This is a genomic window from Microbacterium sp. LMI1x-1-1.1, from assembly GCF_040676205.1.
GTDB lineage: Bacteria > Actinomycetota > Actinomycetes > Actinomycetales > Microbacteriaceae > Microbacterium > Microbacterium aquilitoris.
The window spans coordinates 339,458-364,091 of record NZ_JBEGHM010000002.1; the positions used below are offsets into that span (position 1 = coordinate 339,458).

Below are 24,634 nucleotides of genomic sequence, written 5' to 3' on the forward strand. Positions count from 1 at the left end.
GGCCCGATCGGTCGTGGTAATGTTGAGGCTTCCGGGCCTGTGGCGCAGTTGGTAGCGCGCTTCGTTCGCAATGAAGAGGTCAGGGGTTCGAATCCCCTCAGGTCCACCACCGGAAAGACCCCCGTTCGCGGGGGTCTTTCGCCGTTATCGGGGGAGTGTGACCGCGGCGCGCGCGGCGTCGAGCTCGGTCGCACGGCGCTCCGGCGACCAGTCGAGCTCGGTGCCCGCGACATCCGCCGCCGCCGACAGGACCTCGTCGCCGGGGTCGCCGCGGCGGCCGATGCCGGTGCGGTTCAGCAGGATGTCGGTGAGGTGCACGGCGGCCTCGTGTCGGGCCGCGAACGCGACACCGGCGAGCAGTTCACCGTCATCCGTCGCCTCGCGTGAGAGGACGTCGGACTCGGATGCCACGGCCCGGAGGGCACCGGCATCCGATCCGTACAGCCGGTCGATCAGGTCGGCCGTCCCCGTGTCGGCGAGGTCCGCGCCGTCGAGCGGCACGTCGGCGGTGCGGCTCGGCGCGGCGACGCGGCCGATCGATCGTGCGAGCGCGGGGACGACCTTCTCGGCGAACGCGCGCGCGGTCGTGTACTTGCCGCCGGTCGCGGTGACGATGCCGGGGACGCCGTCCTTGGCGTGGTCGACGAGCTCGGACGCGCGCGAGGCGCGGTAGGTGTCGGTCCCGCTCGTCTCGGTGAGCGGCCGGAGGCCGCCGTACGCGGCGACGACGTCCGACATCGACAGTTCCACCGGCAGGCGACCTGCGGCGTTGATCTCGCCGAGGAAGCGTTCGATCGATTCCCGCGTCAGCCGCCAGTCCGAGACATCGCCGGTGTAGGGCGTCTCGGTCGGACCGATGAGCGTCCGCCCGCGCCACGGCGCGAAGCTGAAGTGACCGCCCGACGACACGGTGAGCACCATCGTCTCGGTGATCGGCCTCGTGATCAGGTAGATGCCCTCCGACCGCACCTCGGGGCGGGGGCCGGCAGTGCGCTGCAGCAGGCCCTCGGCGGCGAGCACGTCGTACGCCCACGGTCCGCTCGCGTTCACCGTCACGCGGGCCCGCACCTCGTGTGCCGTGCCGGTCACGAGGTCGGTCACGCGGGCCCCGCGAACGCGTCCGGCCGCGGAGATCAGGCCATCGGCCCGCACGTGGTTCGCGACCCTTGCGCCCTGCGCGGCGGCGGACCGCACGAATGCGAACGTCAACCGTTCGGGCGAGAGCATCATCGCGTCGTGGAAGAGGATCCCGTGCTCGAGATGCCCCAGCCCGCGCAGCCTCAGCTCTTCGCGGCTCAGGCTCCGATGACGGGGGATGCGGTGGCTCGTCGGTACGCGGTTGCGATCGAACGACAGCACGTCGTACGCCGTGAGGCCGACGTGCTCGATGAGCCCCGGGTCGGGGAGGACCATCGCGATGGGGGAGACGAGCCCCGGAGCGATGCGCGACAGCGTGCGCCGCTCGGCGAGGGACTCACGGACGAGACCCACTTCGAAGTTCTTCAGGTAGCGGAGACCGCCGTGGATGAGCTTTCCCGTCGCGGCCGAGGTCGCGGCGCCGAAGTCGCCCTTCTCGACGAGCGCGACCGACAGCCCGCGACTCGCGGCCTCGTAGGCGATCGCCGCTCCGGTGATGCCGCCGCCGACGACGAGGACGTCGACGACCTCACCCTCGGCGGGCAGGGAACGCCGGACCGTCGTCGTCATCGGGCGATCACCGACCGGATGCCGCGCAGCAGACGCTCGCGCTCGCTCGGGATGTCGAGCATTCCCAGCCGCAGCACCCGCGCGGCCGTCGCCCACCGGTCGAGGCGCGCCGTCGTCATCCCCGTCACGTCGAGGTACTCCTTCAGATACATGCGTCCCATCGCCCCGCGCGCCGCCCCGTAGACGAGCAGCTGCGCCCTGGTCGCCCCCGGGAACAGCTCGGCCTCGGTGAACAGCAGCCGGGTCATCGCGACGTCGGCCGCGGGATCACCGCAGGCGGTGGACTGCCAGTCGATCGTCGCGATGCCGCCGCCGTGTCGGAACACGTTCATCGGGTGGAAGTCGAGGTGCAGGACGCTCTCGCCGCCGGGGAGCGACGCGAGGTGATCGAGGAGCGCTGCGCGCTCGCGCGCGGTGAGACCGGCGAAGGGCGCAGTGCCGACGAGGTCCGCCGCGACGTCGCGCACGTCGGGGAAGCGGTCGCTCGCGACCCGGTGGATGCGCGCGTGCTCCTGCGCCAGCGCGCGGGCGACGCGCCCCATCCGCAGCGGGTTCTTCTCGGCGACGGTGGTCAGGGCGACCCCCTCGATGCGGTCGAAGACGACCGCGCGGCGGCCGTCGGCATCCGCTCTGCCGCGGCAGCGGATGGGCGTGAGGCCGAGGTCGAACGCGGCCGTGGCGTCCTCGACCTCGCGGCCGATCGCCTCATCGGGCCAGTCGTCGTGGAAGACCTTCACGACGGTTGCCGTCGTCAGGGAGTGGACGTCTGCGGAACGCCCATGCGCCACGAGCTCGCCGACCGCGGTCACGCCGACACCGGCTTCGTCGTTCCGTACCCGAGGCGCATCGCGTGCGCGACGACCTCCTGCTGCTGTGCGGCGTCGAGCGCCCGCGGCGTGCCGACGCTCGCGGCGCGCAGGTAGAGTTCCGCGAGCCACTCGACCAGCAGCGCGTTCTCGACGGCGGCCGTGAGGTCGGCGCCGAGCGCGACCGTGCCGTGGTTCGCCATGAGGGCTGCGAGACGGCCGTCGAGGGCTGCGCCGACGGCGGCGGCCAGGTCGGGCGTCCCGAACGCGTGGAACGGGGCGACGCGGAGGGACCCTCCCAGGACGAGTTGCTGGTAGTGCACGACCGGCAGCTCGTCGAGGACGAGCGAGAGTGCCGTCGCGTTCGGCGCGTGCGTGTGGACGACCGCCGACACCTTCTCGGCCGGCGCGGAGCGCAGGACCCCGAGATGGAGGGCGAGCTCGGACGTCGGGGCGAGCGTTCCCTCGACCACGGCACCGCCCAGATCGACGACGGTCACGTCATCGGCGGTCGCCTTACCCAGGACGACGCCGGTCGCCGTGACGGCGACGACGTCGCCCGCCCGGGCGCTGACGTTGCCCGCGGTGCCGATGAGCAGGCCGTGACCGGCGAGAGCGCGGGATGCCGCGGCCACAGACGCGCGGAGATCGTGATGGTGCGACGTCATCGTCATGCTGCTAACGTTGCCGCCACCCCTAACCAAAGTCAAGTTTGATTCCATGGACACCACGGACGACACCCCTCAGGACTGGGCCGCCCTCGGCCTGCGCCGGACCCCGACGCAGCAGCGGTCGCGCCAGAAGCTCGCGCAGGCGATCGCCGCCGCCGAGGACATCGTGCTGCGAGAGGGCGTCGACGTCATCACGCTGCCGCGCGTCGCCGCCGAGGCCGGGGTCAGCGTGGGGGCGCTGTACCAGTACCTGCCCGACCGTGAGGCGATCCTCGCCGCCATCGTCTCTCGGTACCACGACCGCCTCGAGCGCCTGCTCGACGACGCGATCGAGCGTCTCCGCAGCGACCCGCGCGGCGAGGACCCCGTCGGTGGCGTGCTCCGTGCCGTCGTCGCCGTCTACCAGGACGAGCAGTCCGCCAGGTCGCTCGGTACGGTCGCGATCTCGGCCGAGGCCGATGCCGCGCGTCGCCGCCACAAGCGGGCGATGGCCGATCGCGTCCACACGCTGCTCCGCGAAGCGGGTGTGCTCGACGGAGTGGACGACGAGCGCGGCGCGGCCGTCGCCCGGGTCGCGTTCGCGTCGGCCGACGCCGTGCTGCACGACGCCTTCGCCGCGCCCGAGCCGGAGCGGGCCGTGCTGCTCGCCGAGCTCGAACGCGCGCTCCGCGCCTCGCTGGGTACCTGAAGAGCGGGGTGCGTGAAGCGCCGGGCACCCCAGCGGCTCAGCCGGCGGTCCGACGCCACGCCGGGACGGCCGCGACGAGCAGGAGCGCGGGCAGGAGGAATGCGATCCCCGAGCCGGTGACGTCGGTGAGCACCCCGACCCCGACGGCCCCGAGGACGGCGCCGGCGTAGTTGAAGAGGTTGACCCGTGCGATGACCTCGTCGCTGCGCGCTGGATCGATGGAGCCGGCGAGCCCGAACGCGATGGGGACCAGCGCTCCGACGGCGAGACCGCTCACCGCGAAGGCGACGATCGTGACGACGGGCGAGGGGACCGCGGCCACGACGACCGCACCGGCGACGCCGAGGACGAGGCCGACGGCGAGCAGACGCGCGCGACCGATGCGGCGGACGACGGCATCCGTCACCATCCTCGCGATGAGCACGCCGCCCTGGTAGGCCGCGAGGCCGACGGGGGCGAGCGCGACGGCGGCGCCGATCGACTCGAGGTGGATCGAGCCCCACGAGCTCACCGCCGAGTCGACCGTGTACGCGGCGAGGATGACGAGTCCGACGACGGTGATCGCGCGTCCGTCGAGCCTGGGACCTCGGGGTCCGCTCCACTCCGTGCTCCGCGCCGCCCGCTCGCGGCTGAGCAGACGCGCCCCGAAGGCGACGAACGCGATCTGCAGGACCGCGGCGGCGACCAGCGCGGCGACCGCGGGCGCCCCGGCGGCGAGGATCCCCGCCATGCCGAGCGCCCCGACGATCGACCCTGCCGTGAGCGTCGCGAAGAAGCGTCCGAGCAGCGGGGTCGCGCGCCCGCGCTGGGCGAGGACGCCCTGCATGTTCGAGGACGCGTCGATCAGCCCCAGCCCCAGGCCGTAGAGCAGCACGGATGCCGCGAGCATCGCGGTTCCCGGCGAGAACGCCGTCGCGACCAGTCCCACCGCCTGCAGCGACAGGCCCACGACGACACCCCGACGGCTGCTGGCACGCCGGGCGATCGCGTCGGCGACGAGCGAGCCGAGCGCCGCGGTCACGCAGACTCCCAGCAGGATCGCGGCGATGCCCGTGGCATCCAGTCCGGTGCGTTCCTGGAAAGCGGGGAGCGCCGTCACGATGACGGAGTATCCGAGACCCTGCAGGCCGTACACCGCGGCTGTCGCGGCGACGGTGCGGGGTGTCGTCGCGGATGGTGCCGTCGTGGCGGTCACCTCACACCACCGCGGGGTGGCGCGTCCGGAGGGCGGCGAAGGCGTCGGCGGCGATCTCGACCGTGCGGTCGACGTCGGCCTCGGTGACCGCGGCGTTGAGGAAGTGATTGTGATGCGAGGTGAGGTACGCGCCGCGGCGCACGCACTCGGCGATCCAGTCCTGATGCAGCATGAGCGAGTCCGCCGGATCGGCCACCCGCAGGTAGAAGAGGGCGGGTGCGCCCGAGGCCACGAGCGAGTAGCCGGCGTCGGCGGCCGCCTCGGTGAGGCCGTCGGTCAGCCGTCGGCCCAGGCGCTCGAACAGCGCGGGGGCGTCGAGCTCGCGGAGCTTCTTCTGCGTCGCGATGCCGGCCGCGAATGGCACGGCGCTCATCCAGTAGCTGCCTGTGTAGGTGATCGAGCTCACCGCCTCCTTCAAGGACTCGCGGCCGAGGAGCGCCGAGACGTTGTAGCCGTTCGCGAGCGCCTTGCAGAAGCAGATCAGGTCGGCCTCGAAGCCGAAGTAGTGGTCGCTGCCGGCGAGGTCGAGGCGGAAGCCTGCGCGCACGTCGTCGATGATCAGGACGACGCCGTGCTCGTCGCAGAGCTTCCGCACGGCCTGCCAGTACCCGTCGGCGGGCAGCTGGTTGTCGACGAAGTTGCCGTGCATGTACGGCGTCGAGATGAGGGCGGCGACCTGCCCGCGGTTCTCGGAGAGCAGCGCCCGGAGCGCGTCGAGGTCGTTCCACGGCACGTAGAGGTTGTTCGCGACGTCCTCCTCGAGGACGCCGGGGTAGTCGACCTTCTGCGTCCACGGCGCGACCCCGTGGTAGAACCCCTTCACGAAGACCACCTTCTTGCGCAGCGTCGCGGCGCGGGCGGTCATGATCGCGAGCGTCGTCGTGTCGCCGCCGTTCTTGGCGAACATCGCCCAGTCCGCGCTGGCGACCTGGTCGACCAGCAGCTCGGCGAAGTCGATCATGACGGTCGACGGCAGCGAGACGACGTCCTCCTTCTTCGCCTGCGCCTGAGCGGCGGCGGTGACGTCCGGGTCGTTGTACCCGAGGACGTTGGGCCCGTACGCGCACATCCAATCGATGAACTCGTTGCCGTCGAGGTCCCAGAACCGGGTGCCCTCGGCCCGGGTCGCGAACTTCGGGAAGCCCTCGTTCGGAAGGTGCAGTCCCTCGGTGGGACCGAGGTGCCCCGGGATGCCGCCGGGGATCACCCGCTGCGCGCGACGGAAGGCGGCGAGGCTCTTGTCGAAGGTGTACACGGGGGAGCTCACTTTCCGAGGTAGTGGCCGACGCGGTCGAGGATGCGGCTCGTGTTGTCGACGAGGGGGATGTAGCCGCGGATGGCGATGCGCCCGTCACCGACGCACGCGAGCGCGCTCTCCCGGCCCGCGAGGACGTCGCCGGCGGTCTGCAGGTCTGCGAACCGGAAGACGGCGCGGGGCGCGGCATCCGTCACCGGAACGCGAGAGAGGGTGTGCTCCCGCACCCGCAGGCGGTGGCGGAGCGCGTCGCCGACCGTGATGTCGAGGTCGCCGTCGGTCATCTGGCCCGCACTGAAGCGGCCGGAGCGGTCGCGGTTCGCGACGATCGCGATGGCTCCCACGGCGACCTCGAGGAGGAGCACCCGGTGCGCATCGGTGAAGGCCGGGTCGGCGAGGTCGGCGTCGCTCGGGCGAAGGTATCGGCCGAGCAGGTCGCTGATCGGGGTGAACACCTGCGTGAGGAAGCGGATGCCGGCAGGCCCGGCGATCGGCAGCGGCGACCCCGCGCCGTCGAGCACGGCGTTCAGGTGCGCGGGGGAGCGGAACACGAGGGTCGCTCGCGTCATGCCGCCACGGTCGCCCTCCGCCGCGCGGATGCCGTCCCGAGCGAAGACGAGGCTCATGGACTCGCCGCCGATCACCCGAGCGGTCAGACGCACCGGCTGCGCCAGCCCTGCGAGCAGGCGCGACGCGTCGGGCGCGACCTCGGACAGCTTCGGCAGAGCGCCGAGGACGGCGTGCAGGTTCACGGCCGCGAGGACGCGCTCATCGATCTCCGTCAGCACGGGGACTCCCTTCGGTCGGTGCCCCGAGCGGGGCGGATGCCGCGGCGAACGCGGCGGCGGCGAACGATGCCGTGCGACGCGCGGCATCCGAATCACCGTCCGCCAGCCACGTCGTCGTGATCCCGTCGACGACGACGACGAGGTGGCGGGCGAGGTCGGCGACCGGCTCGGTCCACCGGTTGCCGGTGATCTCGGCCGCGTAGGTCAGCATCTGCTCGGCGGCACGGAAGTACGTCTGCCACTGCGCGCGCATCTGCCCCTGCGGGTCGCGCCGGCGGGCGACGAGGGCCAGCTCGAGCAGGGCGATCTCGTCGGCCGGGTCGTGCTCGAGCATGTCGATGTAGCCCTCGAGGCCCGAGCGGATCGCCGATGCCAGGGACGTCGGGTCGATCGCGCGGGACTCGGCGGCGAAGCGCTCCTGTTCGATGACGGTGTCGATGACGGCCGTCATCAGCTCGTCCTGCGTGCCGAAGATGTAGGTGAACGCGCCGAGCGGCATGCCCGCCTCGGCGGTGATGGCTCGGGTCGTCGCCGCAGCCACGCCCTGCCGGGCGATGACGCGGATGGCGGCGGCGATGAGTTCGCCGCGGCGCTCTTCGGGAGGCATCCGTCGCATCAGGAGCCTCCCACCGCGCGTGCGGCGACGTGCAGGCGGAGGCGCCGCGGCGAGACGCGCGCCACCCAGCCCTGCACGCGATTGGCGGCGCCGACGGTGCGGACGGGGGAGGGGCGGGACGAGTCCAGCGCGTCGAACGCTTCGTCGAGGACGTCGTCGACGGTCTTCGTCGCGCCGACCTTGAACGTCTCGGACCCCGCTGCGGCGAAGAACTCCGTCTCGGTCGGACCGGGGCAGAGGGCGAGGACGGTCAGACCGGTGCCGCGCGTCTCCTGCCAGATCGCCTCGGTGAGCGAGGTGACGTAGGCCTTCGTGGCGGCGTACACCGCGAGTCCCGGCAGCGGCTGGTGGCCGGCGTTGCTCGACACGTTCACGAGCACCCCGCGTGCCTCGATCAGCTGCGGGAGCAGTTCGCGGGTCAGCAGGGTGAGGGCTGCGACGTTGACCTGCACCTCGGCGGCGACGCGCGCGGCATCCTCGTCGACGAAAGCGGATGCCGTCCCGAAACCCGCGCTGTTGACGAGACCTGAGGGACGGATGCCGCGCTCGGCGAGTTCGGCGGCGATCGCGGCCGGTGCGGCCGGGTCGGCGAGGTCGGCGGCGAGCACGGTCGCCTCGACGCGGTGCAGCCCGCGGAGCTCCTCGGCGAGGGATTCGAGGCGCTCGGCGCGGCGGGCGACCAGGACGACGTCGTGGCCGCGCGCGGCGTAGCGCCGGGCGAAGCCGGCACCGATCCCCGAGCTCGCTCCCGTGATGACGATCACGCCGGGCATGGGGCCTCCAGGAAAGTTGTACAGATGAACAAGTGCGGGTGGTCACTCAGTATGGCGATGCGCGGACGCCGCGTAAAGAATCAATAGTGGGAATATTCCTGCCGATGGAGTATGAATGACTCATGGCGACGACTCTCGGCCCCACGGGCTTCTGGATCCTCACGGCGCTCGCCGGGGGGCGGCGGCACGGCTACGACATCCTGCGCGAGGTGGATGCGGCCTCATCGGGGCGCGCCGCGATGAAGGTCACGACCCTCTACGCCGCCCTCGAGCGTCTCGAGCGCGACGGACTGATCCGAGCCGACGGCGAGGAGGTCGTCGGTGGTCGCGCCCGGCGGTATTTCGCGATCCAGGATGCCGGCGGTGCGGCGCTCGAGGCGGAGGTCGCGGCGCTCGAGCATCAGGCTCGCGTGGCGCGGGAGCGGCTGCGCGCCGCAGGCCGGCCCGCAGTCCAGCCGGGCTTCGGTCGGACGGCGATCGCGTGAGCGGGCTCGACGACCGCCCGTTCCGTCGCCTGCTGGCCTGGTATCCGCGCTCGTGGCGCCGTGATCACGGCGACGTGCTCGTCGCGATGATGCTCGACGACGCCGAGCGCACCGGGCGCTCCGGTCCCTCCGGCGCCGAGAGGCGCGCCGCGGTCATCCACGGCCTCGGATCGCGGCTCGGCGCCACGGCGGCCATCATCACGGCATCCCTCGCCGTCCTCGCGACCGCCGTCGGACAGGTCGGCCTGCTGTTCTTCACGGGCCGCGGACCGGCCATCCATGAGCCGGTGCTCTTCATCATGACCGGTGTGGCGCCCGCGCTGACGGGTGTCGCTCTCGTCTCCCTGCTGCGGGCGGTTGCGCTCCTCGGGGACGGAGCCGCGGTGACCGCGACGGCGTGCCTCGCCGTCGCCGGCGTCTGCAGCGGGTTCGGAGGGATCGCATGGAGTCAGGGCTTCGATGCGGCGGACGCCGGTCTGCCGCAGACGGGCTTGGCGGCGATGACGTTGCCGCTCGCCGGTGCGGGCGTCCTGCTGACGATGGTCGCGTTCGCGCTGCTCGTCGCCCCCGCCCTCCGGCGTGCGGGGCTCGGACCTGCGGCCCGTGTCCTCGCGATCGTGGTGGCGATCATCGCCGCCCCGGTCACAGGGGCGCTCGTCTTCCTCTCGCCCGGGACCACGGCGGTCGTGGCGATCGTCGTGCTCGTCGTCGCAGCCCTGCCTCGCGTTCGGGGCGTGCGACGTGCTGCACCCGCCGTCGGCGCACCGGCGCCCACGCCTCGCGCGCCGCGCTCCTCGGCGGGTGGGGCCGCTCTCAGCCGCGCCCTCGCCGGCATCGCCCTCGCCGGTGGTGCGGTGGGCCTGGCATGGGCGTTCGCCGGAGCCGACTGGTCTCCCACGGCGCGAGGCGACGACACGGTGGCGATGCGGGAGGGCATCGTCATCCTCGCCGTCAGCATGATCCCCGCTCTGATCGCCCTCGGCGTCGTGCTAGAGCGTTCGCGGCGGCGCGCCGGTCGCGACGTCTGGATCCCGGTGGCCGCCGCCGCTGCGGGGTTCGCCGCGATCGCCACGGACTACCTGATCTCCGACGGGAACGGCTCCCTCACGATCGCGTGGGTGGGCGCGGCAGCGGCGATCGGTTTCGCACTCGCCTGGTGGGTGGTCGTGCGGATGCCGCTGAGCACGGGACACGGCTCCGCCACCGGCATCCGTATCGGCGTCGGTCTCGGGATCATGCTCGCCTACACGCTCGTCCTCGGCCTGACCCTCACGCCGATGCTCGCCTTCGCGGCTCCCGTGCTGGCGCTCGTCGTCCTGGTGCTGCCGTGGCGTCGGAGCGCACGGGTGTCCTCTGCCCTGAGCCAGGCGGCCTAGATGAAGCCCCGCGAACGGAGCTGGGCGACTGCGGCGATCGTCGCGGCATCCCTCGCCTTGACGGCGTCGATCGCCGGTGGTGTCGGATCGATCACTCCCGGGGCACCGGACGCGTTCCTCTTCGTCGCGGGTGGGGTCGCCCCTGCCGCGGTCGGCGTCGCGCTCGCCCCGATCGCCCGCCTCGGCCGGCTGGTCGGCGCGCGGGGAACCGGGGTGCTCCTCGCTGCAGCCACGCTGGCAGGGGTGGCCGGCGGTCTCGCAGCCACCACGGTCCGGGTGTCGTTCCAACGGAGCGAGGACGGACTGCCGACCGCGGGAATGGACGTGCCCGCCCTGGTCCTCGCCGTCGTCGGCATCGTCGCACTCGCGGTCTTCCTCGCGGTCGCCGGATCTCGGCTGCTTCGCCGTGCCGGCATGTCGCAGTGGGCGGCAGTGACGACGGGCGTCGTCGGCGGGACGATCATCGCGCCGCTCCTCGGCGTCATCGCCGTCGCCGTGCACCTGCTGACCGCCGTCGCCGCCATCGCGCTCATCGGGTGCGCCGTCGAGATGCGACGCGGGATGCCGATGCCCGCCGTTCCGGCCTGAGCGACCCGGGACCCGCCGCAGCGGGCCCCGGGCGCGCGCTCAGACGCTCGCGGGGACGCGGGCGCCGGTCGACAGGCGCTCGGCCGCGTAGGCCTCGGCCGCGTCGAGCGGGGTGACCCCGCGGGCGGCGGCATCGTCGAAGAGGCGCCGCAGCGTGTCGCCGATGCCGTCGATGCGGGTCGCGATCTCCTCGCGGTGCCCGGGCGTGCGCGCCTCGACGTCGAGGTAGATGACACCGCCCGCGTTCGCGACGAAGTCGGGTGCGTACAGGATGCCGCGATCCGCCAGACGCACGGCGCCGGAGCGTTCGGCGAGCGGGTTGTTCGCGGGACCGCAGACCGCGGTCGCCGCGAGGGCGTCGATGACCTCGTCGGTGAGGACGCCGCCGATGCCGGCGGGCACGAACACGTCGGCGGGCACGAGGTGCTCGGTGCCCGGCTCGACCCACGTCGCGCCGAGTTCGGCGGCGAGCGACATCTTCGCGGGGTTGACGTCGGTCACGGTGAGGATCGCGCCCTCACCCGACAGCCGGACGGCGAGGCGGCTGCCGACCTGGCCGAGTCCCGAGATCGTGATACGGCGACCGGCGACCTCGGGCGAACCCGCGACGCGCTCGAGGGTCGCACGGAGCGCCGCGTAGACACCGCGGCTCGTGGGGCCAGCGGGCTCGCCCGATCCGCCCACCGAGTCCGGGAGACCCACGACGTGCGCCGTCCGCTCGCTGACGACGAGCATGTCGTCGGTCGTCGACCCCACGTCCTCTGCCGTCCGGTACTGGCCGCCGAACGACTCGACGGCGTCGCCGAGGTCCAGGAACGCCGCCCGGCGCCGGTCGACGTCGAGGGTGTCCGCCTCGCTCAGGGCGATGACGGACTTGCCGCCCCCGGCATCCAATCCCGCCGTCGCGTTCTTCAGCGTCATCGCTGCTGACAGGCGCAGAGCGTCGCCCATCGCGTCGGACCAGTGCGGGTAACGCCACAGGCGCGCGCCGCCGAGAGCGGGGCCGAGCGTCGACGAGTGCAGGGCGACGGTGACGACGAGGCCGCTCCGCCGGCCCGTGATCACCTCCACGCGCTCGTGGGTGAAATCGGGCAGGGGCAGAGAATGCGTCATCGCGATCCTTGTCGACGGGCCTTGTGGGCACTGCGGTGCGGATGCCGCCGATCTGCGGCATCCGTCATCATTCTGCCTCGCATATCGGCCGCCGCCTAGGCTGTGGCCCATGCAGACCGAACGCTATTCCCACGGCCACCACGAGAGCGTCCTGCGGGCGCACAGCTGGCGGACGGCGGAGAACTCGGTCGGATATCTGCTGCCGCATCTTCGCCCCGGCGCGTCCCTCCTCGACGTCGGATCGGGCCCGGGCACGATCACGGTCGACCTCGCGCGCCGGCTCGATCCCGGTCGGGTCGTCGGCCTCGACTCCTCGGCGGAGGTCGTGGCGCAGGCGCAGGCCCACGCCGCCGCCGAAGGCGTCACGAACGTCTCCTTCGAGACGGCGGACGCCTACGCCGTCGACGCGCCGGACGGCTCCTTCGACATCGTCCACACGCACCAACTCCTGCAGCACCTCGGCCGGCCCGTCGATGCTCTGCGCGAATTCCGTCGGCTCGCCGGGCAGGGCGGCCTCGTCGCCGCGCGCGACGTGGACTACGCGGGCATCATCATCCACCCGCACATCCCCGCGCTCGACGAGTGGCTCGACCTGCTGCTGCGCATCGGTCGTAACAATGGGGGCGAGCCGGCCGCGGGGCGGCGCCTCAAGGCGTGGGCACGCCAGGCGGGGTTCACCGACGTCGCCGTGAGCGCGTCGACGTGGCTGTTCGAGACCGACGAGCAGCGTGCGTGGTGGGGCGGGTCGTGGGCCGATCGCGCCCTGCACTCCTCGTACGCCGAGCACGCCGTCGAGCAGGGCCTCGCCGACCGGGCCGATCTCGAGCGGATCTCGGCGGGGTGGCGCGAGTGGGCCGCGGCTCCCGACGGCTGGCTGCTCATGCCGCACGGCGAGATCCTCGCGCGGGGCTGAGCGGTGACGGAGAACCTCAGCGCACGCAGCCGCCTCGTCCACGACGCGCTGCGCGCAGCCGGCATCCCGGGCGAGATCGTCGTGCTGCCCGACGCGGCCTCGACCGCGGTGCTCGCGGCCGACGCCCTGGGCGTGGAGGTCGGCGCGATCGCGAACAGCCTCGTGTTCCAGTGCGACGGGCGGCCGCTGCTGGTGATGACCAGCGGGGCCCACCGCGTCGACACCGCAGCCCTCGCCGCACGGATCGGGCGAGGCAAGATCAGCCGCGCGACCCCGGAGCAGGTGCGCGAGGCGACGGGCCAGGCCATCGGCGGGGTCGCCCCCACCGGCCATCCGGCTCCCCTCGAGACGCTCGTCGACGAGGACCTCGCCGGCTACCCCGAGATCTGGGCGGCCGGTGGCACCCCGCACACCGTCTTCCCGATGACGTTCGATGAGCTCGTGCGGCTCACCGGCGGACGGGTCGTCTCGGTCGTCTGACGCGTGCTCAGGTGTGGATGAGCTCACGCCAGTTCAGGGGCACCCGGCCGCGCGGGCCGGGAGCGGGCTGATCGGCGGGGTGGCTGGTGGGCTCGGCCAGTTCGGGGCCGGTGAACATGGTCTCGTCGACGTAGTCCCAGAACCAGTCCTCGCCGGGCTCGAAGCTCTGCACGAGGCGGTGCCCGGTCTCGCGGAAGTGCGCGGTCGCGTGCTGGCCGGGTGACGTGTCGCAGCATCCGACGTGACCGCACGCCGCGCAGCGGCGCAGGTGCACCCAGAACCCGTCCTGCTGATCGCACTCGGCGCAGCCCGCGCCCGAGGGGGCGACGTTGGTGTCGATGTCGGAGCTCATCTCATCCTCTCGATGGGTCAGTAGGCCAGGGCGCGGTGCACCGAGGCGACAGCGCTCGATCCTTCGCCGACGGCCGCGGCGACGCGCTTCATCGATCCGCGACGCACGTCGCCCGCAGCGAACACGCGCGGCGCTGACGTCTCGAACGGGAACGGCTCGCGCCCGAGGTCGCGCCACTGCGCGATGGACTGCACGGCCACGTCGGTGCCGGTGCGGATGAAGCCGTCGGTGTCGCGGTCGATGGCGGGCAGCCACGACGTCGCCGGGTCCGCCCCGATGAAGCAGAACAGCCCGCGCGCGTCGACGGCCCCGGCGGAGTCGATCGTGACGGACTCCAGGGTGCCGTTCCCGTCGAGGGCGGTGACCTGGGATGCCGTGTGCACCCGCACGCGCGGATCCTCGGCGAGCCGGTCGGCGAGGTAGCTGGACATCCGGGTGCGGAGGTCCGTGCCGCGGATGACGAGGTGCACGGGGGAGCCGTGGGCCGCGAGGTAGAGCGCGGCCTGCCCGGCGGAGTTCGCGCCGCCGACCACGACGACCGGCTTGTTCTGCACCTGGCGGAGCTCGAGCGGGGTCGCGGCGTAGTAGACGCCGGAGCGCTCGAAGTCCTCCCACCGGTCGAGGGCGAGACGACGGTAGGCCGCCCCCGAGGTGACGATGGCGCTCCGCGCGCGGATGACGCGGTCGTCGGAGAGAGTGACGTCGAGCAGGTCCGGGCCGACCTGGGCGAGGGCGACGGCCTCGCACGGCGCATACACGCGGACGCCGAACTTCAGCGCCTGCAGGACGGCCTGGCCGATGAGATCGCCGCCGCTCACGCCGAAGGGGAACCCGAGGAAGTTCTCGATGCGCGAGGTGGATGCCGCCTGCCCGCCCGGCGCGACGGCGTCGAGCAGCACGGTGCTCAGCCCCTCGGAGGCGCCGTAGATGGCGGCCGCGAGTCCGGCCGGTCCGCCGCCGACCACGACGAGGTCGACGATCTCATCGGACTCGGCCCGGTAGCTGAGACCGAGGCGTTCCGCGACGAGCCCCGGGGTGGCGCGGGGGATCGGCTCGCCCTGGACGTAGGCGACCGGCAGGTCTTCGGCGGCGACCTCGTGCACGTCGAGCGTGTCGAGGTCGCTGGGTGCGAGGGCCACGGCCTTGTGGACGAGGTCGAGCCGTTCGGCGAAGCGCCGGAGCGACAGGAAGTCGTTCGAGGTCGTCGTGCCGACGAATTTCAGCGTCATCGCGGCGGGGCCGGTGCGGAGCGACTCGCGCCGCGCCCACAGCGCGTGCAGGATGAGGTCGCAGAGCTCGTCGTCCTCGCTCATGATCTCGCGGAGTGCCGCGCGCGAGAGGCGGTGCACGCGGCCGGCTTTCGTCACCCGGGCCGACAGGAACGCGCTCTGACCGTTCAGGATGCCGAGCTCGCCGGCGAACCGCCCGGGACCGACCGTCGTGATGACCGCTTCGCCGATCCAGCGGAGCGCGTCGCGGACGATCTCGACCTCTCCCGACTCGACGAAGATCAGGTCGTAGCCCGCCTCGCCGGTGCGGAAGACGTAGTCGCCGACCTCGACGTCCTGCGGGACGGCGGCCGACACCAGCCGGCGCCAGTGCGCGTCGGAGAGGTCGGGCGACATCATCGCGTCCATGATCATGGGAGCGTTTTCTTGCGCCATGGCGCCCAACCTATCGACCCGCGGGCGAGACCGGTGCGTCGGATTGCGATTGCAGTGCCCGGATGAGCGACTGCGCGTCGTACGGGCCGGTGTGACGGCGACCGTTGACGAAGAAGGTCGGCACCGAGTGGATGTTCATCGCCTCGGCGTCGAACATGTCGTCGCGGACGCGACTCGCCACGTCGGGCGCGGTGAGATCGCGCTCGAACCTCGGCACGTCGAGTCCGAGACGCGCGGCCAGACGCACGATGTCGGACGGCAGCTGGTTGTCCTGGTCGGCGAACAGCCCCCGCTCGAACTCGAAGAACTTGCCTTGCTTCGCCGCCGCCTCCGATGCCTCCGCCCCGGCGAGGGCGTTGGGGTGCTGCACCGTGAGGGGGGCGTGCCGCCACACGTAGCGGAGGTTCGGTCCGAGCTCGTCCATCACTTCCTGGATCGACCCGGACGCCTTCAGGCAGAACCCGCACTGGAAGTCGCCGTACTCGACGATCTCGAAGGGAGCGTCGGCGGACCCGAAGATGTGGTCCCGGCGCGGGTCGACGGGACGCACGAGCGTCTGGCCGACCTCCTCCTCGGGGCTCCGGGCGTCGGCGATCCGGAACAGGAGCGCGCCGAGGCCGAGGGCGATGACGGATGCCGCGAGCACCCCCACCCGCGCCTGATTCTGTGCGTCGGGGTCCTCGATCGCCAGGTCGATGATGAAGAGCGAGATCGTGAAGCCGATGCCGGCGAGGGCCGCGCCACCGCCGATGCGGTCGAGGGAGAGCCCCGGACCGAAGTCGCCGATCTTGAGGGCCTTGAGGACGGCGGTCGACCCCCAGATGCCCGCGAGCTTACCGACGACGAGACCGACCACGACGCCCCACGTGAGAGGGGAGGTCGCGGCGGCAGCCAGGATGTCGGGGCTGAGCGAGACGCCCGCGTTCGCGAGGGCGAACAGCGGCAGGATGACGTACGCGACGTACGGCGCGTACGCGGTCTGCAGGCGTTCGTTGATCGAGATCGACTCGCGCAGGCTGTTCGCCGCGGCCCGGGCGTACTCGGTGCTCGGCGACTGCCGGAACGTGCGCGCGAGCTCGAGCGCATGCTCGACGTCGCGGCGGTCGGGCCGGTAGACCGGCACGAGCAGCGCGATCGCGACGCCGGCCAGGGTGGGGTGCACGCCCGAGGCCAGGAATGCGAGCCACACGATGACGGCAAGGGTGGCGTAGATCGGTCCGCGTCCGCCGCGCAGGTAGCGGACGAGGTAGATGCCGACGAGGCCGACCGCGGCGATCAGGAGCGGCATCGGTGTGAACGTCTCGGTGTAGACGAGGGCGATGATGCTGAGCGCCCCGATGTCGTCCACGACGGCGAGGGCGAGGAGGAACACCCGCAGGCGTCCCGACCCGCGCGGCCCGATGAGCGCGAGGGCGCCCACGAGGAAGGCCGTGTCGGTCGAGATGACGACACCCCAGGCATCCGCGTTCCCGCTCGGGCCGGCGATGAGGACGAACAGGAGGGCGGGCAGGGCGAGTCCGGCGACGGCGGCGATCACGGGGACGACGGCGCGCGACCAGCTGGTCAGCTCTCCGATCGCGAACTCCCGCCTCACCTCGAGCCCGACGGTGAAGAAGAAGATCGCCATCAGCGCGTCGTTGACGAGCGCGTGCAGCGTGAAGTCGAGGTGGATGTCGCCCAGCCCGATCATCAGGTGGGTGTCCCAGAATCCGGCGTAGGTCTCGGAGGAGATGTTCGCCCACACGACGGCGGCAACGGTCGCGAGCAGCAGCAGGAGCGCGCCCATCCGGGTGCGGCCCATCCTGCCCACGTGGTCCGCGATCGAGGCGAGTTTCTGCGGCATGCATCCTCCGGGAGGGGTCGAGTCGGAAGTCAGTCTCCACCCACCGGCGGGGTTCTGTCAGCCGGTCCGCGTGGCGATCTCGTGACAGACGACGGCGGCTGCCGCCGACCACGCCTGCGGCCGACAGGCTGCGGGGTAGGGAGCCGGCACGGTGACGTCGCTCGCGGCGTCGCCGGCGTGGAGTTCCGGCATGCGGTAGGCGAACGCCTCGGCGGCGGCGAGCATTCCGTCGACCAGCACGCGTGCCTGGTCGGTGAGGCCCGCCCGCGCCATGCCGCGCGCGACGATCGCCGTGTCATGCGCCCAGACGCTGCCGCCGTGATAGCTGAGCGGCCAGTAGCCCCCGGCATCCGTCGACATTGTCCGGAGGCCGAAGCCGGACGCCATGGACGGGCCGACGAGCAGATCGGCGACGTCGCGTTCCTCGTCGGGATCGAGGATGCCGGTGCCCAGCAGGTGACCCGCGTTCGAGGTCAGGGTGTCGACCGCCCGACCGTCGCGGTCGAGGGCGATCGCCGGGTACCGGCCCTCCGGCGTCTCGACCCAGAAGCGCTCGCGGAAGCGCGTGCGGAGGTCCGCCGCCCACGACCGCAGACGCTCGGCGCCGTCCTCTTCGAGAGCGTCCAGGAGATCCGCGGCGCGGACCGCGGCCTCGTAGGCGTAGCCCTGCACCTCCGAGAGAGCGATGGGGCCGTCCGCGAGCGACCCGTCGCGCCACTGGATCGAGTCGCCCGAGTCCTTCCACCCCTGATTCGACAGGCCGTGGCCGGTCTCGTCGACGTAATCGAGGAAGCCGTCCGCGTTCGCCGACGCGATCACCCAGTCGAGGGCGTCGTGCATCGTCGGCAGGAGATCGCGCACCTCGGCCTCCGGCATCCCGGCCTCGTGCGCCTCGGTGAGCAACGTGATCCACAGCGGGGTCGCGTCGACCGTGCCGTAGTAGAGCGGCGGCAGCGAGATGCCCTCGCCCGGCATCGTGAGCGTGCCGGCGCGCAGCTCGTGGACGATCTTGCCCGGCTCCTCCGCGGTCGCCGGGTCGGCGGTGGAACCCTGCAGCCGTCCGAGCACGCGCAGAGTGGATGCCGCCATCCCCGGGTCGACGGAGAGGAACAGGCGTGCCGCCCACAGCGAATCGCGCCCGAAGAGGGTGAAGAACCACGGTGCGCCGGCGGCGAAGAACTCGTCGGCGTTGCCGGGCAGAGTCAGGCGCAGGGCGTCCAGATCGTCGAGCGCCTGCCGGAGCCAGCGGAACAGCCGCGGATCGACGCCGTCGACGGGCTCGAGCGCCCAGTCGACCTGCCGCGTCGTGCCCCGGACGACGAGCGACGGGTCGTCGAGGTCCACGTGCCAGGACACCGTCGCGGTCGACCGTGACGGGCAGGTCACGCGCCACGTGAGGATGAGGTCGTCGCCGGCCGCGGTCACCTCGGCGCCCGGCGCCTGCAGGCGCATCGACGCGTCGCCCGAACTCACCTCCACGGCGTCGCCCGAGAAGGTCCGTTCGACCGGGGCTGCGCCGACGGTGCCGGATTTGACGTCCTGCATCGGCGTCGCGTCCGGAGTCACCGCGACCTCGAGCACGAGCTCGACCGCCTCCTCCAGATGCGAGACGAGGGTGAACTCCTCCCTCATCCGCCCGTCGGCGACGACGCGACGCCGCGTCAGTCGGATCTTCGGGTCCGGCGTGCGGTCGTCGAGGCGTCGCAGCAACGCCTCGAAGCGCGCATCGGATGCCGACGCCGCCGAGCGGGAGATCCACTCGGGCGCGTGGGTCGCGGCATCCGTCCCGTAGCGGACGCGGGTCGCGCGGATGAAGCGCGTGTCGCCGTGGAAGACGCCGTCGATCGACGCGGTGTCGAGCAAGTGCGGGCCGATCTCACCGTCCTCGCGGGACCACACCTGGGTGGGCGCGCGGAGGACGGCGACGGCGTCGGACAGGAAGGGCTGGAGGCCTGCGGTCATCCCTTGACTGCTCCTTCTGAGGTGTTCATGATGCGCTTCTGGAAGATGAAGAAGACCACGGCGACGGGGATCGTCATGAGCGCCGCGGCGGCGAGCTTCAGCGGATACTGCGTGCCCTGACTCAGCTGCCCGGACGACAGGCTCGCGACACCGCGCGTCAGGGTGAACAGGCCCGGGTCCTGAACAGAGACGATGAAATGGGTCAGCTCGTTCCATGACCCCTGGAACGAGAGGATCACGATCGTGATCAGCGCCGGTCGCGCCATCGGCAGGACGACCGACCAGAACACCCGGAAGGTGCCCGCGCCGTCGATGCGCGCCTGCTCCTCGACCGAGGGAGGGACGGACTCGAAGAAGTTCTTCATGATGAACACGCCCGCCGCGTCGACGAGCAGCGGCAGGACCATACCGGCGTACGAGTCGTACATCCCGAGCTGGTTGAGCACGAGGAAGCGCGGGATCAGGAGCACCACCGACGGCACCGCCATGACGCCGACGACGAGCGCGAAGATCAGGCCGCGCCCGCGGAATCGCAGTCGGGCGAGCGCGTACCCGGCGAGGGAGACGAAGAACACGCGTCCGAGCGTGACGAGGATCGTGACCACCGCCGAGTTGGCGAACCACAGCGGGAAGTCGCTGTTCAGGAACAGCCGCTCGTAGGCGGCCGTCGTGAAGGTCTGCGGGATCAACGAGATGGGGTTGGATGCCGCCTCCTGCTCGCTCTTGAAGGAGGTCGCCACCTGCACGAGGAACGGATAGATGTAGACGAGGGCGAGCAGGGCGAGGACCGCGTACAGCGCGATCTGTCCGAGGCGGGATGCCGGGGTGAGCCGGCCCCGCCGCCGCGGTGCACGGTCGATCGGCTCGTCGGTGAGCGTCTTCGTGCGAGCGAGGGTCCTGCTGTCGGTCATGACCGTGCCCCCTTCGGCGTGTAGGCGCGGATGCGGCGCTTCGAGACGGGGCGCTCCCGCAGGAGCCACCGCTGGAGCAGCGTGAACGCGATGATGATGAGGAACAGGATGAAGGCGATGGCCGCGCCGATGCCCCAGTCCTGATTGCTGAACGCCGACGTATACGACAGGTAGGCGGGGGTGATGGTGGTCTTGCCCGGTTGGCCCTTGGTGCCGGTGTAGATCTGGTCGAAGACCTGCCAGCAGCCGATCAGGCCGAGGGTGATGACCGTGAAGAGCGTCGGGCGCAGCTGGGGGAGCGTGATCCGCCAGAAGCGCTGCCACGCGCTCGCGCCGTCCATCATGCCCGCCTCGGTCAACTCGTAGCCGACGTTCTGCAGCGCCGCGATGAACAGGAGCATGAAGGTGCCGCTCGTCGTGAACACCGCCATGATGATGAAGGCGCTCATCGCGACGGAGGGGCCCGCGATCCAGTCCCAGCCAGACAGCCCCAGGAAGCCCGGCTGAGAGATCGCGGCGGGCGCGGCATCCACCCCGAACACGCCGAAGAGCAGGTGCACGATGCCGCGGGGGTCGTTGAACCAGTTCGGTCCCTTGCCGCCGGTGACCGCGGCGATGAGCGCGTTGACGGGGCCGGCGGCGCTGAAGAGGAAGATCCACAGCACGGTGATGGCGACCGAGCTCGTCACCGACGGGAAGTAGAAGGCGGTGCGGAAGAAGCCGCGCGCCTTCATCATCCGGCGGCTGACGAGCACCGCGAGGAACAGCGACAGCGCCGTCTGGAGAGGGACGACGAGGAAGACGTACCAGGCGTTGTTCCGCAGGGCGGTGCCGAAGTCGCGGCTGCGGAGCCCCTGCCCCGAGGTCAGCTCGCCGTAGTTGTCGAGCCCCACGAAGTTGACGTTCGGCGAGAGCGGGCTGCCACGGCCGCCCCAGTCCGAGACGCTCACCCACAGCGCCATGAGGACGGGGAGGAAGAGGAACACCCCGAGGATCACGACGACGGGAGAGACGAACAGCCACCCGGCGACACCCTCGCCGCGACGCAGACCGCGTGAGCGGTGGTCGCGGCGAGGCGTCTTCTCGGGTGCCCGCTCTGTGATGACGGGCGAGGCCATGTCAGCCGACGATCGCCTCGAGGTTGGACTGGACGCTCTTCAAGATCGTGGCGGGGTCGCCGTCCTTGAGGGTCGCCAGCTGCGCGTTGAAGTCGGTGAAGACGTCCGACACACCGTCGTTGGTCGGCACGCCCTGGGCGTAGTCCGCACCCGAGAGGAACGCCTCGAGGTCGGGGTTGTCGGTCGTCCACTGCTCGGCGGCCGACTGCACCGACGGCATGGGGCCGAACGCCTTCGAGAAGGCGAGCTGCTGCTCGGCGGTCGTCAGGTATTCGACCAGGCTGAGGGCTGCCTGCTGGTTGGGGCTGTCGGTGGCCATACCCCAGCAGTTCGTGAACTGCAGCGTGCCCTTGCCGGCGGGGCCGGCGGGCAGTTCGACGACGAGCGGGTCGACGTCGGGGTAGTCGCCGAGGGCGCCGGTGATCCAGTTGCCCTCGATGGTCATCGCGCCCAGCTGCTTGCCGAGCGCCTCTCCGCCCCAGCCAGCACCCACGTCGGCGGCGTAGGCGAACGTGCCGTCGGCGAGGTGCTCCTTCACGTAGGCGAGGGCGTCGGCGTTCTCCTGGCTGTCGGCAACGGCCGTCGCGCCGTCCTCCGACACCAGGCGCCCGCCGGCTTCGGCCATGAAGGCGCCCACCCGCTGGTATTCGCCGCTGAAGACGAGACCGGTCGTGTTGCCCGAGGTCAGCTTCTTCGCCGCTGCGGCCAGCGAGTCCCAATCGGTCGGGATGTCGGCCTCGGTGAGGCCCGCCTTGTCCCACAGGTTCTTGTTGATGATGAGCTGCAGCGTCGAGAAGTCCTTCGGCGCGCAGTAGAACTTGTCGTCGTAGGTGAAGTTCTGCACGAGCGACGGGTAGAAGTCGCCCTTGTTCTCGAGCTGGTCGCCGTAGGCGATGACCGAGCCGTTGTCGGCGTAGCCGGCGAGCAGTTCGGTCGCGAGGTAGAAGAGGTCCGGCGGGTTGCCGCCGGCGAAGCCCTGCGAGAGCTGCTGGGTCAGGTCGGTGGCGGCGATGACCTCGGCGTCGACGCCCGAGTCCTTAGACCACGCTGCAACGGCCTCCTTGACCGCGGCCGTCTCGGCGTCGCCCGACGAGCCGATCATGATCGTGAGGGCGTCGTCCGACGAGGTGAGGCCGCTACCGCCGTCGGTGCCGTTCGCCCCGCCCGAGGCCGCGGGGCCGTCGTCGAAGCCCGAGCCGCCGCATCCTGCGAGGGCGAGTGTGGCGGCGAGGCCGACCCCGCCGAGCGCCATGAGTCGTCTGCTGTGTCGCATGTCCGTATCTCCTTCGATCCCGGTGCTGCGATCGTTCCGACCGTGCTGATCTCGGTCGACTTTGAACGATCAAATTGTGGAATGATGCCCAAGGTAAGAGGGTGGTCCCATCACTGTCAAGGGGGCGGGGGCGTCGATGAGTGAGAAGTCGATAACGATCGAGGACGTCGCTGTCGCTGCCGGCGTCTCGCGCCAGACGGTCAGCAACGTGCTGAACACGCCCGCCATCGTGAAGGCCGCGACCCGCGAGCGGGTGCAGGAGGCGATCTCCCGCCTCGGCTATTCGCCGCACGCCTCCGCGCGGCGGCTCCGTACGCAGCGGAGCGCGACCATCGGCATCCACCTCGATCCGTATGCCGGAGGGATCTCGGGCGTCGTGCTCGACAGGTTCGTCCACGCCCTCACCGAGAGCGCCGGCGACCGGGGCCTGCGCGTGCTCGTGTACGCGGCATCCGATCAGGACGAGGAGATCCGGCGGATGTCGGACCTCGTCCACGCCGGCGACGTCGAGGCCGTCGTCGTCACGGGCACCCGGTACGACGACCGTCGACTCGCCTGGCTCACCGAGCGCGGCGTGCCCTTCGTCTCGTTCGGACGCCCGTGGGACGCGGCGTCGCCCGAGGAGTCAGCGCACCTGTGGGTCGACGTCGACGGCGCATCGGGCACGCGCGCCGCCACCGAGCACGCGCTCACCGTCGGCCCGCGGATCGCGTTTCTCGGCTGGCCCGCGGGCTCGCCCACGGGCGATGACCGCGAGCGCGGGTGGCGCGAGGCGATGACGGATGCCGGTGCCCGCCCGGACCTGCGCCTGTCAGCGGAGGAGCGGGTCGCCGACGCGCGCGAGCAGGTCCGCGAGCTGCTCGCGACGACCGAGGTCGACGCCGTCGTGTGCGCGAGCGACACCCTCGCCGTCGGAGCCCATGTCGCGGCCGTCGCCGCGCAGCGCGCGGACCTCTCGATCATCGGCTTCGACAACACCCCCGCGGTCGAGGCTCTGGGGCTCGCGAGCGTCGAGCAGCTGCCCGAACTCGCCGCCGCCGGCGCCCTCGACCTGCTGATGGCGGGCGGGAGCCGCATCGAGCGGCGCGCGGCGGGGGCAGGCGAGGGGCACGTGCTCGTGCAACCGCGTCTCGTGGTCCGCTGAGGCGGTTCGGAGGGGGTCGGCAGGGCTGACATCCGAGCGGAGATCCGTTTCCGAGCGGACATTCGACAAGGAATGCGTCCTCGATGCCGCAGATCTCCGCTGGAATGCCGCATGGGTCGGCCTCACCGCCGGCCGATGCGGCGGGAGAGGTCGGCCGCCGCGTCCGTCGCGAGCGCGGCGAGGCGGTCGGGATCGGCGGGCGTGCCGTCGGGCCAGGTGACGGCGATGGCGGCGGCGGGCCAGTCAGCGTGGTCGCGGACGGCGACACCGACGGAGCGGAATCCCAGCGTGACCTCGCCGTCCTCGGTCGCGTAGCCGTCGGTTCGGGCCTGCCGGAGGAGTTCCCGCAGCTCGCCGGGCCGACCTGGTCCGCGGCCGGTGCGCTGGACGGAGAGGGATGCCGCGTCGGGGAACAATGCGCGGACCTGCTCACGGGGGAGGGCGGCGAGCATCGCGCGGCCGGTCGCGGTCAGGTGCGCCGGCAGGCGTACGCCGACGTCGGTGATGAGCGTCGGCCGTCGCGGCGCCCGCTCCTCGACGATGTACAGCACGTCGCGCCCGGTCATGACGGCGAGGTGCGCACTCTCGCCTGCGCGGTCGGCGAGCTGAGCGACGATGGGACGGCCGAGCCGGGCGAGGGGCTCCTGGCGGGCGTACCCGCCGGCGAGCTCGAACGCGGCGGTGCCGAGACCCCAGCGGCGGTCGCCGTCGAGGTGGACGACGAACCCGTGCGCCGCCATCGCCGCGAGCAGGTGGTAGACCGTCGAACGGGGCAGCTCGAGGTGCGTCGCGATCGTCTGCGCCGCGACGGGCCCGCGCTGATGCGCGAGGAAGCTCAGGATGCGGAGCGTCTGGTCCGCCGCGGGCACCTTCGGCTTGTCTGGTGTCGGCGCCCGCGGCTTGTCTGGGGTCA

The 24,634-nt window shown here is 71.8% G+C and carries 24 protein-coding genes and 1 tRNA gene; 8 read left to right on the forward strand and 17 right to left on the reverse strand.

Annotated features, from left to right (window positions below):
- The first annotated feature begins 33 nt into the window (after positions 1–33).
- A tRNA-Ala gene (locus tag MRBLMI1x_RS09375) sits at positions 34–109 on the forward strand.
- Between the two features lie 35 nt (positions 110–144).
- On the opposite strand, the gene MRBLMI1x_RS09380 is transcribed toward MRBLMI1x_RS09375, so the two are convergent.
- The 3 genes from MRBLMI1x_RS09380 to MRBLMI1x_RS09390 are packed head-to-tail and all read right to left on the reverse strand — an operon-like array spanning position 145 to position 3,181.
- The gene (locus MRBLMI1x_RS09380) at positions 145–1,707 is read right to left on the reverse strand and encodes a glycerol-3-phosphate dehydrogenase/oxidase (protein WP_363458413.1); all 1,563 of its coding nucleotides are present in this window, start codon (positions 1,705–1,707) and stop codon (positions 145–147) included.
- Positions 1,704–2,516, reverse strand: a complete 813-nt coding sequence (locus MRBLMI1x_RS09385; RefSeq protein ID WP_336124108.1) for an aminoglycoside phosphotransferase family protein — start codon at positions 2,514–2,516, stop codon at positions 1,704–1,706. The genes MRBLMI1x_RS09380 and MRBLMI1x_RS09385 overlap by 4 nt, the downstream gene beginning before the upstream one ends.
- The gene (locus MRBLMI1x_RS09390; RefSeq protein ID WP_363458415.1) at positions 2,513–3,181 is read right to left on the reverse strand and encodes a class II aldolase/adducin family protein; all 669 of its coding nucleotides are present in this window, start codon (positions 3,179–3,181) and stop codon (positions 2,513–2,515) included. The genes MRBLMI1x_RS09385 and MRBLMI1x_RS09390 overlap by 4 nt, the downstream gene beginning before the upstream one ends.
- Positions 3,182–3,233: 52 nt before the next feature.
- Here MRBLMI1x_RS09390 and MRBLMI1x_RS09395 point away from each other — a divergent pair, with 52 nt between their 5' ends.
- Positions 3,234–3,872: a TetR/AcrR family transcriptional regulator gene (locus tag MRBLMI1x_RS09395; protein WP_311857258.1), complete on the forward strand. Its 639-nt coding sequence runs from the start codon at positions 3,234–3,236 to the stop codon at positions 3,870–3,872.
- A 37-nt stretch (positions 3,873–3,909) separates the two neighbouring features.
- Here the strand turns inward: MRBLMI1x_RS09395 and MRBLMI1x_RS09400 are convergent, their stop codons facing one another.
- From MRBLMI1x_RS09400 to MRBLMI1x_RS09420, 5 genes are read right to left on the reverse strand one after another with little or no spacing between them, the layout of a single operon-like run.
- Positions 3,910–5,067, reverse strand: a complete 1,158-nt coding sequence (locus MRBLMI1x_RS09400; protein WP_363458417.1) for an MFS transporter — start codon at positions 5,065–5,067, stop codon at positions 3,910–3,912.
- A 1-nt stretch (position 5,068) separates the two neighbouring features.
- The gene (locus MRBLMI1x_RS09405; RefSeq protein WP_363458419.1) at positions 5,069–6,334 is read right to left on the reverse strand and encodes an aminotransferase class III-fold pyridoxal phosphate-dependent enzyme; all 1,266 of its coding nucleotides are present in this window, start codon (positions 6,332–6,334) and stop codon (positions 5,069–5,071) included.
- A complete protein-coding gene (locus MRBLMI1x_RS09410) occupies positions 6,331–7,110 on the reverse strand; it encodes a hypothetical protein (protein WP_363458421.1) in 780 nt (259 codons plus the stop codon). Before MRBLMI1x_RS09410 ends, MRBLMI1x_RS09405 begins: the two co-directional genes overlap by 4 nt.
- Positions 7,091–7,726: a TetR/AcrR family transcriptional regulator gene (locus tag MRBLMI1x_RS09415; protein ID WP_256335299.1), complete on the reverse strand. Its 636-nt coding sequence runs from the start codon at positions 7,724–7,726 to the stop codon at positions 7,091–7,093. The genes MRBLMI1x_RS09410 and MRBLMI1x_RS09415 overlap by 20 nt, the downstream gene beginning before the upstream one ends.
- Positions 7,726–8,499, reverse strand: a complete 774-nt coding sequence (locus MRBLMI1x_RS09420; RefSeq protein ID WP_363458424.1) for an SDR family NAD(P)-dependent oxidoreductase — start codon at positions 8,497–8,499, stop codon at positions 7,726–7,728. The genes MRBLMI1x_RS09415 and MRBLMI1x_RS09420 overlap by 1 nt, the downstream gene beginning before the upstream one ends.
- Positions 8,500–8,621: 122 nt before the next feature.
- Between MRBLMI1x_RS09420 and MRBLMI1x_RS09425 the strand changes: the two genes are divergently transcribed.
- Genes MRBLMI1x_RS09425 through MRBLMI1x_RS09435 form a run of 3 tightly spaced genes read left to right on the forward strand, consistent with a single transcriptional unit; the run spans position 8,622 to position 10,948 of the window.
- A complete protein-coding gene (locus MRBLMI1x_RS09425; protein WP_018188465.1) occupies positions 8,622–8,984 on the forward strand; it encodes a PadR family transcriptional regulator in 363 nt (120 codons plus the stop codon).
- On the forward strand, positions 8,981–10,360 hold the full coding sequence (locus tag MRBLMI1x_RS09430; RefSeq protein ID WP_363458426.1) for a hypothetical protein: 1,380 nt from the start codon (positions 8,981–8,983) through the stop codon (positions 10,358–10,360). Before MRBLMI1x_RS09425 ends, MRBLMI1x_RS09430 begins: the two co-directional genes overlap by 4 nt.
- The gene (locus MRBLMI1x_RS09435) at positions 10,361–10,948 is read left to right on the forward strand and encodes a hypothetical protein (protein WP_336124096.1); all 588 of its coding nucleotides are present in this window, start codon (positions 10,361–10,363) and stop codon (positions 10,946–10,948) included.
- Positions 10,949–10,987: 39 nt separating this feature from the next.
- On the opposite strand, the gene MRBLMI1x_RS09440 is transcribed toward MRBLMI1x_RS09435, so the two are convergent.
- Entirely contained in the window at positions 10,988–12,061 is a 1,074-nt protein-coding gene (locus MRBLMI1x_RS09440) for a Glu/Leu/Phe/Val dehydrogenase family protein (RefSeq protein WP_363458428.1), read from the reverse strand.
- Positions 12,062–12,170: 109 nt separating this feature from the next.
- On the opposite strand from MRBLMI1x_RS09440, the gene MRBLMI1x_RS09445 reads away from it, so the two are divergent.
- Complete coding sequence (locus tag MRBLMI1x_RS09445; protein WP_363458430.1) at positions 12,171–12,974, forward strand: methyltransferase domain-containing protein; 804 nt, start codon at positions 12,171–12,173, stop codon at positions 12,972–12,974.
- Between the two features lie 3 nt (positions 12,975–12,977).
- Positions 12,978–13,454, forward strand: coding sequence for a YbaK/EbsC family protein (locus MRBLMI1x_RS09450; RefSeq protein ID WP_018188460.1), 477 nt, complete (start codon positions 12,978–12,980; stop codon positions 13,452–13,454).
- A 7-nt stretch (positions 13,455–13,461) separates the two neighbouring features.
- Here MRBLMI1x_RS09450 and MRBLMI1x_RS09455 read toward each other — a convergent pair whose 3' ends face one another.
- From MRBLMI1x_RS09455 to MRBLMI1x_RS09485, 7 genes are read right to left on the reverse strand one after another with little or no spacing between them, the layout of a single operon-like run.
- Positions 13,462–13,806 (reverse strand): UBP-type zinc finger domain-containing protein, encoded by a 345-nt coding sequence (locus tag MRBLMI1x_RS09455; RefSeq protein WP_018188459.1) that lies wholly within the window; start codon positions 13,804–13,806, stop codon positions 13,462–13,464.
- A 17-nt stretch (positions 13,807–13,823) separates the two neighbouring features.
- Positions 13,824–15,470, reverse strand: a complete 1,647-nt coding sequence (locus MRBLMI1x_RS09460; RefSeq protein WP_363458433.1) for an FAD-dependent oxidoreductase — start codon at positions 15,468–15,470, stop codon at positions 13,824–13,826.
- 10 nt (positions 15,471–15,480) lie between these two features.
- A complete protein-coding gene (gene nhaA / locus MRBLMI1x_RS09465; protein ID WP_363458435.1) occupies positions 15,481–17,313 on the reverse strand; it encodes a Na+/H+ antiporter NhaA in 1,833 nt (610 codons plus the stop codon).
- Between the two features lie 57 nt (positions 17,314–17,370).
- On the reverse strand, positions 17,371–19,275 hold the full coding sequence (locus tag MRBLMI1x_RS09470; protein WP_363458437.1) for a glycogen debranching N-terminal domain-containing protein: 1,905 nt from the start codon (positions 19,273–19,275) through the stop codon (positions 17,371–17,373).
- Entirely contained in the window at positions 19,272–20,186 is a 915-nt protein-coding gene (locus MRBLMI1x_RS09475; RefSeq protein ID WP_363458439.1) for a carbohydrate ABC transporter permease, read from the reverse strand. The genes MRBLMI1x_RS09470 and MRBLMI1x_RS09475 overlap by 4 nt, the downstream gene beginning before the upstream one ends.
- Positions 20,183–21,304 carry a carbohydrate ABC transporter permease gene (locus MRBLMI1x_RS09480; RefSeq protein WP_311857227.1) on the reverse strand — a complete coding sequence of 374 codons (1,122 nt, stop codon included), beginning with the start codon at positions 21,302–21,304 and terminating at the stop codon, positions 20,183–20,185. Before MRBLMI1x_RS09480 ends, MRBLMI1x_RS09475 begins: the two co-directional genes overlap by 4 nt.
- Before the next feature lies 1 nt (position 21,305).
- Entirely contained in the window at positions 21,306–22,577 is a 1,272-nt protein-coding gene (locus MRBLMI1x_RS09485) for a sugar ABC transporter substrate-binding protein (RefSeq protein ID WP_363458441.1), read from the reverse strand.
- A 136-nt stretch (positions 22,578–22,713) separates the two neighbouring features.
- Between MRBLMI1x_RS09485 and MRBLMI1x_RS09490 the strand changes: the two genes are divergently transcribed.
- The gene (locus MRBLMI1x_RS09490) at positions 22,714–23,721 is read left to right on the forward strand and encodes a LacI family DNA-binding transcriptional regulator (RefSeq protein WP_363458443.1); all 1,008 of its coding nucleotides are present in this window, start codon (positions 22,714–22,716) and stop codon (positions 23,719–23,721) included.
- A 122-nt stretch (positions 23,722–23,843) separates the two neighbouring features.
- Here the strand turns inward: MRBLMI1x_RS09490 and MRBLMI1x_RS09495 are convergent, their stop codons facing one another.
- Positions 23,844–24,590: an IclR family transcriptional regulator gene (locus MRBLMI1x_RS09495; protein ID WP_363459391.1), complete on the reverse strand. Its 747-nt coding sequence runs from the start codon at positions 24,588–24,590 to the stop codon at positions 23,844–23,846.
- Positions 24,591–24,634: the final 44 nt, after the last annotated feature.

Coding starts and splice junctions, on each gene's coding strand:
- MRBLMI1x_RS09390 (WP_363458415.1), bottom strand. CDS start 3,181: ATGACGTCGCACCATCACGATCTCCGCGCGTCTGTGGCCGCGGCATCC.
- MRBLMI1x_RS09470 (WP_363458437.1), bottom strand. CDS start 19,275: ATGACCGCAGGCCTCCAGCCCTTCCTGTCCGACGCCGTCGCCGTCCTC.
- MRBLMI1x_RS09395 (WP_311857258.1), top strand. CDS start 3,234: ATGGACACCACGGACGACACCCCTCAGGACTGGGCCGCCCTCGGCCTG.
- MRBLMI1x_RS09420 (WP_363458424.1), bottom strand. CDS start 8,499: ATGCCCGGCGTGATCGTCATCACGGGAGCGAGCTCGGGGATCGGTGCC.
- MRBLMI1x_RS09435 (WP_336124096.1), top strand. CDS start 10,361: ATGAAGCCCCGCGAACGGAGCTGGGCGACTGCGGCGATCGTCGCGGCA.
- MRBLMI1x_RS09485 (WP_363458441.1), bottom strand. CDS start 22,577: ATGCGACACAGCAGACGACTCATGGCGCTCGGCGGGGTCGGCCTCGCC.
- MRBLMI1x_RS09460 (WP_363458433.1), bottom strand. CDS start 15,470: ATGGCGCAAGAAAACGCTCCCATGATCATGGACGCGATGATGTCGCCC.
- MRBLMI1x_RS09440 (WP_363458428.1), bottom strand. CDS start 12,061: ATGACGCATTCTCTGCCCCTGCCCGATTTCACCCACGAGCGCGTGGAG.
- MRBLMI1x_RS09480 (WP_311857227.1), bottom strand. CDS start 21,304: ATGGCCTCGCCCGTCATCACAGAGCGGGCACCCGAGAAGACGCCTCGC.
- MRBLMI1x_RS09425 (WP_018188465.1), top strand. CDS start 8,622: ATGGCGACGACTCTCGGCCCCACGGGCTTCTGGATCCTCACGGCGCTC.
- MRBLMI1x_RS09475 (WP_363458439.1), bottom strand. CDS start 20,186: ATGACCGACAGCAGGACCCTCGCTCGCACGAAGACGCTCACCGACGAG.
- MRBLMI1x_RS09445 (WP_363458430.1), top strand. CDS start 12,171: ATGCAGACCGAACGCTATTCCCACGGCCACCACGAGAGCGTCCTGCGG.
- MRBLMI1x_RS09415 (WP_256335299.1), bottom strand. CDS start 7,726: ATGCGACGGATGCCTCCCGAAGAGCGCCGCGGCGAACTCATCGCCGCC.
- MRBLMI1x_RS09455 (WP_018188459.1), bottom strand. CDS start 13,806: ATGAGCTCCGACATCGACACCAACGTCGCCCCCTCGGGCGCGGGCTGC.
- MRBLMI1x_RS09490 (WP_363458443.1), top strand. CDS start 22,714: ATGAGTGAGAAGTCGATAACGATCGAGGACGTCGCTGTCGCTGCCGGC.
- nhaA (WP_363458435.1), bottom strand. CDS start 17,313: ATGCCGCAGAAACTCGCCTCGATCGCGGACCACGTGGGCAGGATGGGC.
- MRBLMI1x_RS09380 (WP_363458413.1), bottom strand. CDS start 1,707: ATGACGACGACGGTCCGGCGTTCCCTGCCCGCCGAGGGTGAGGTCGTC.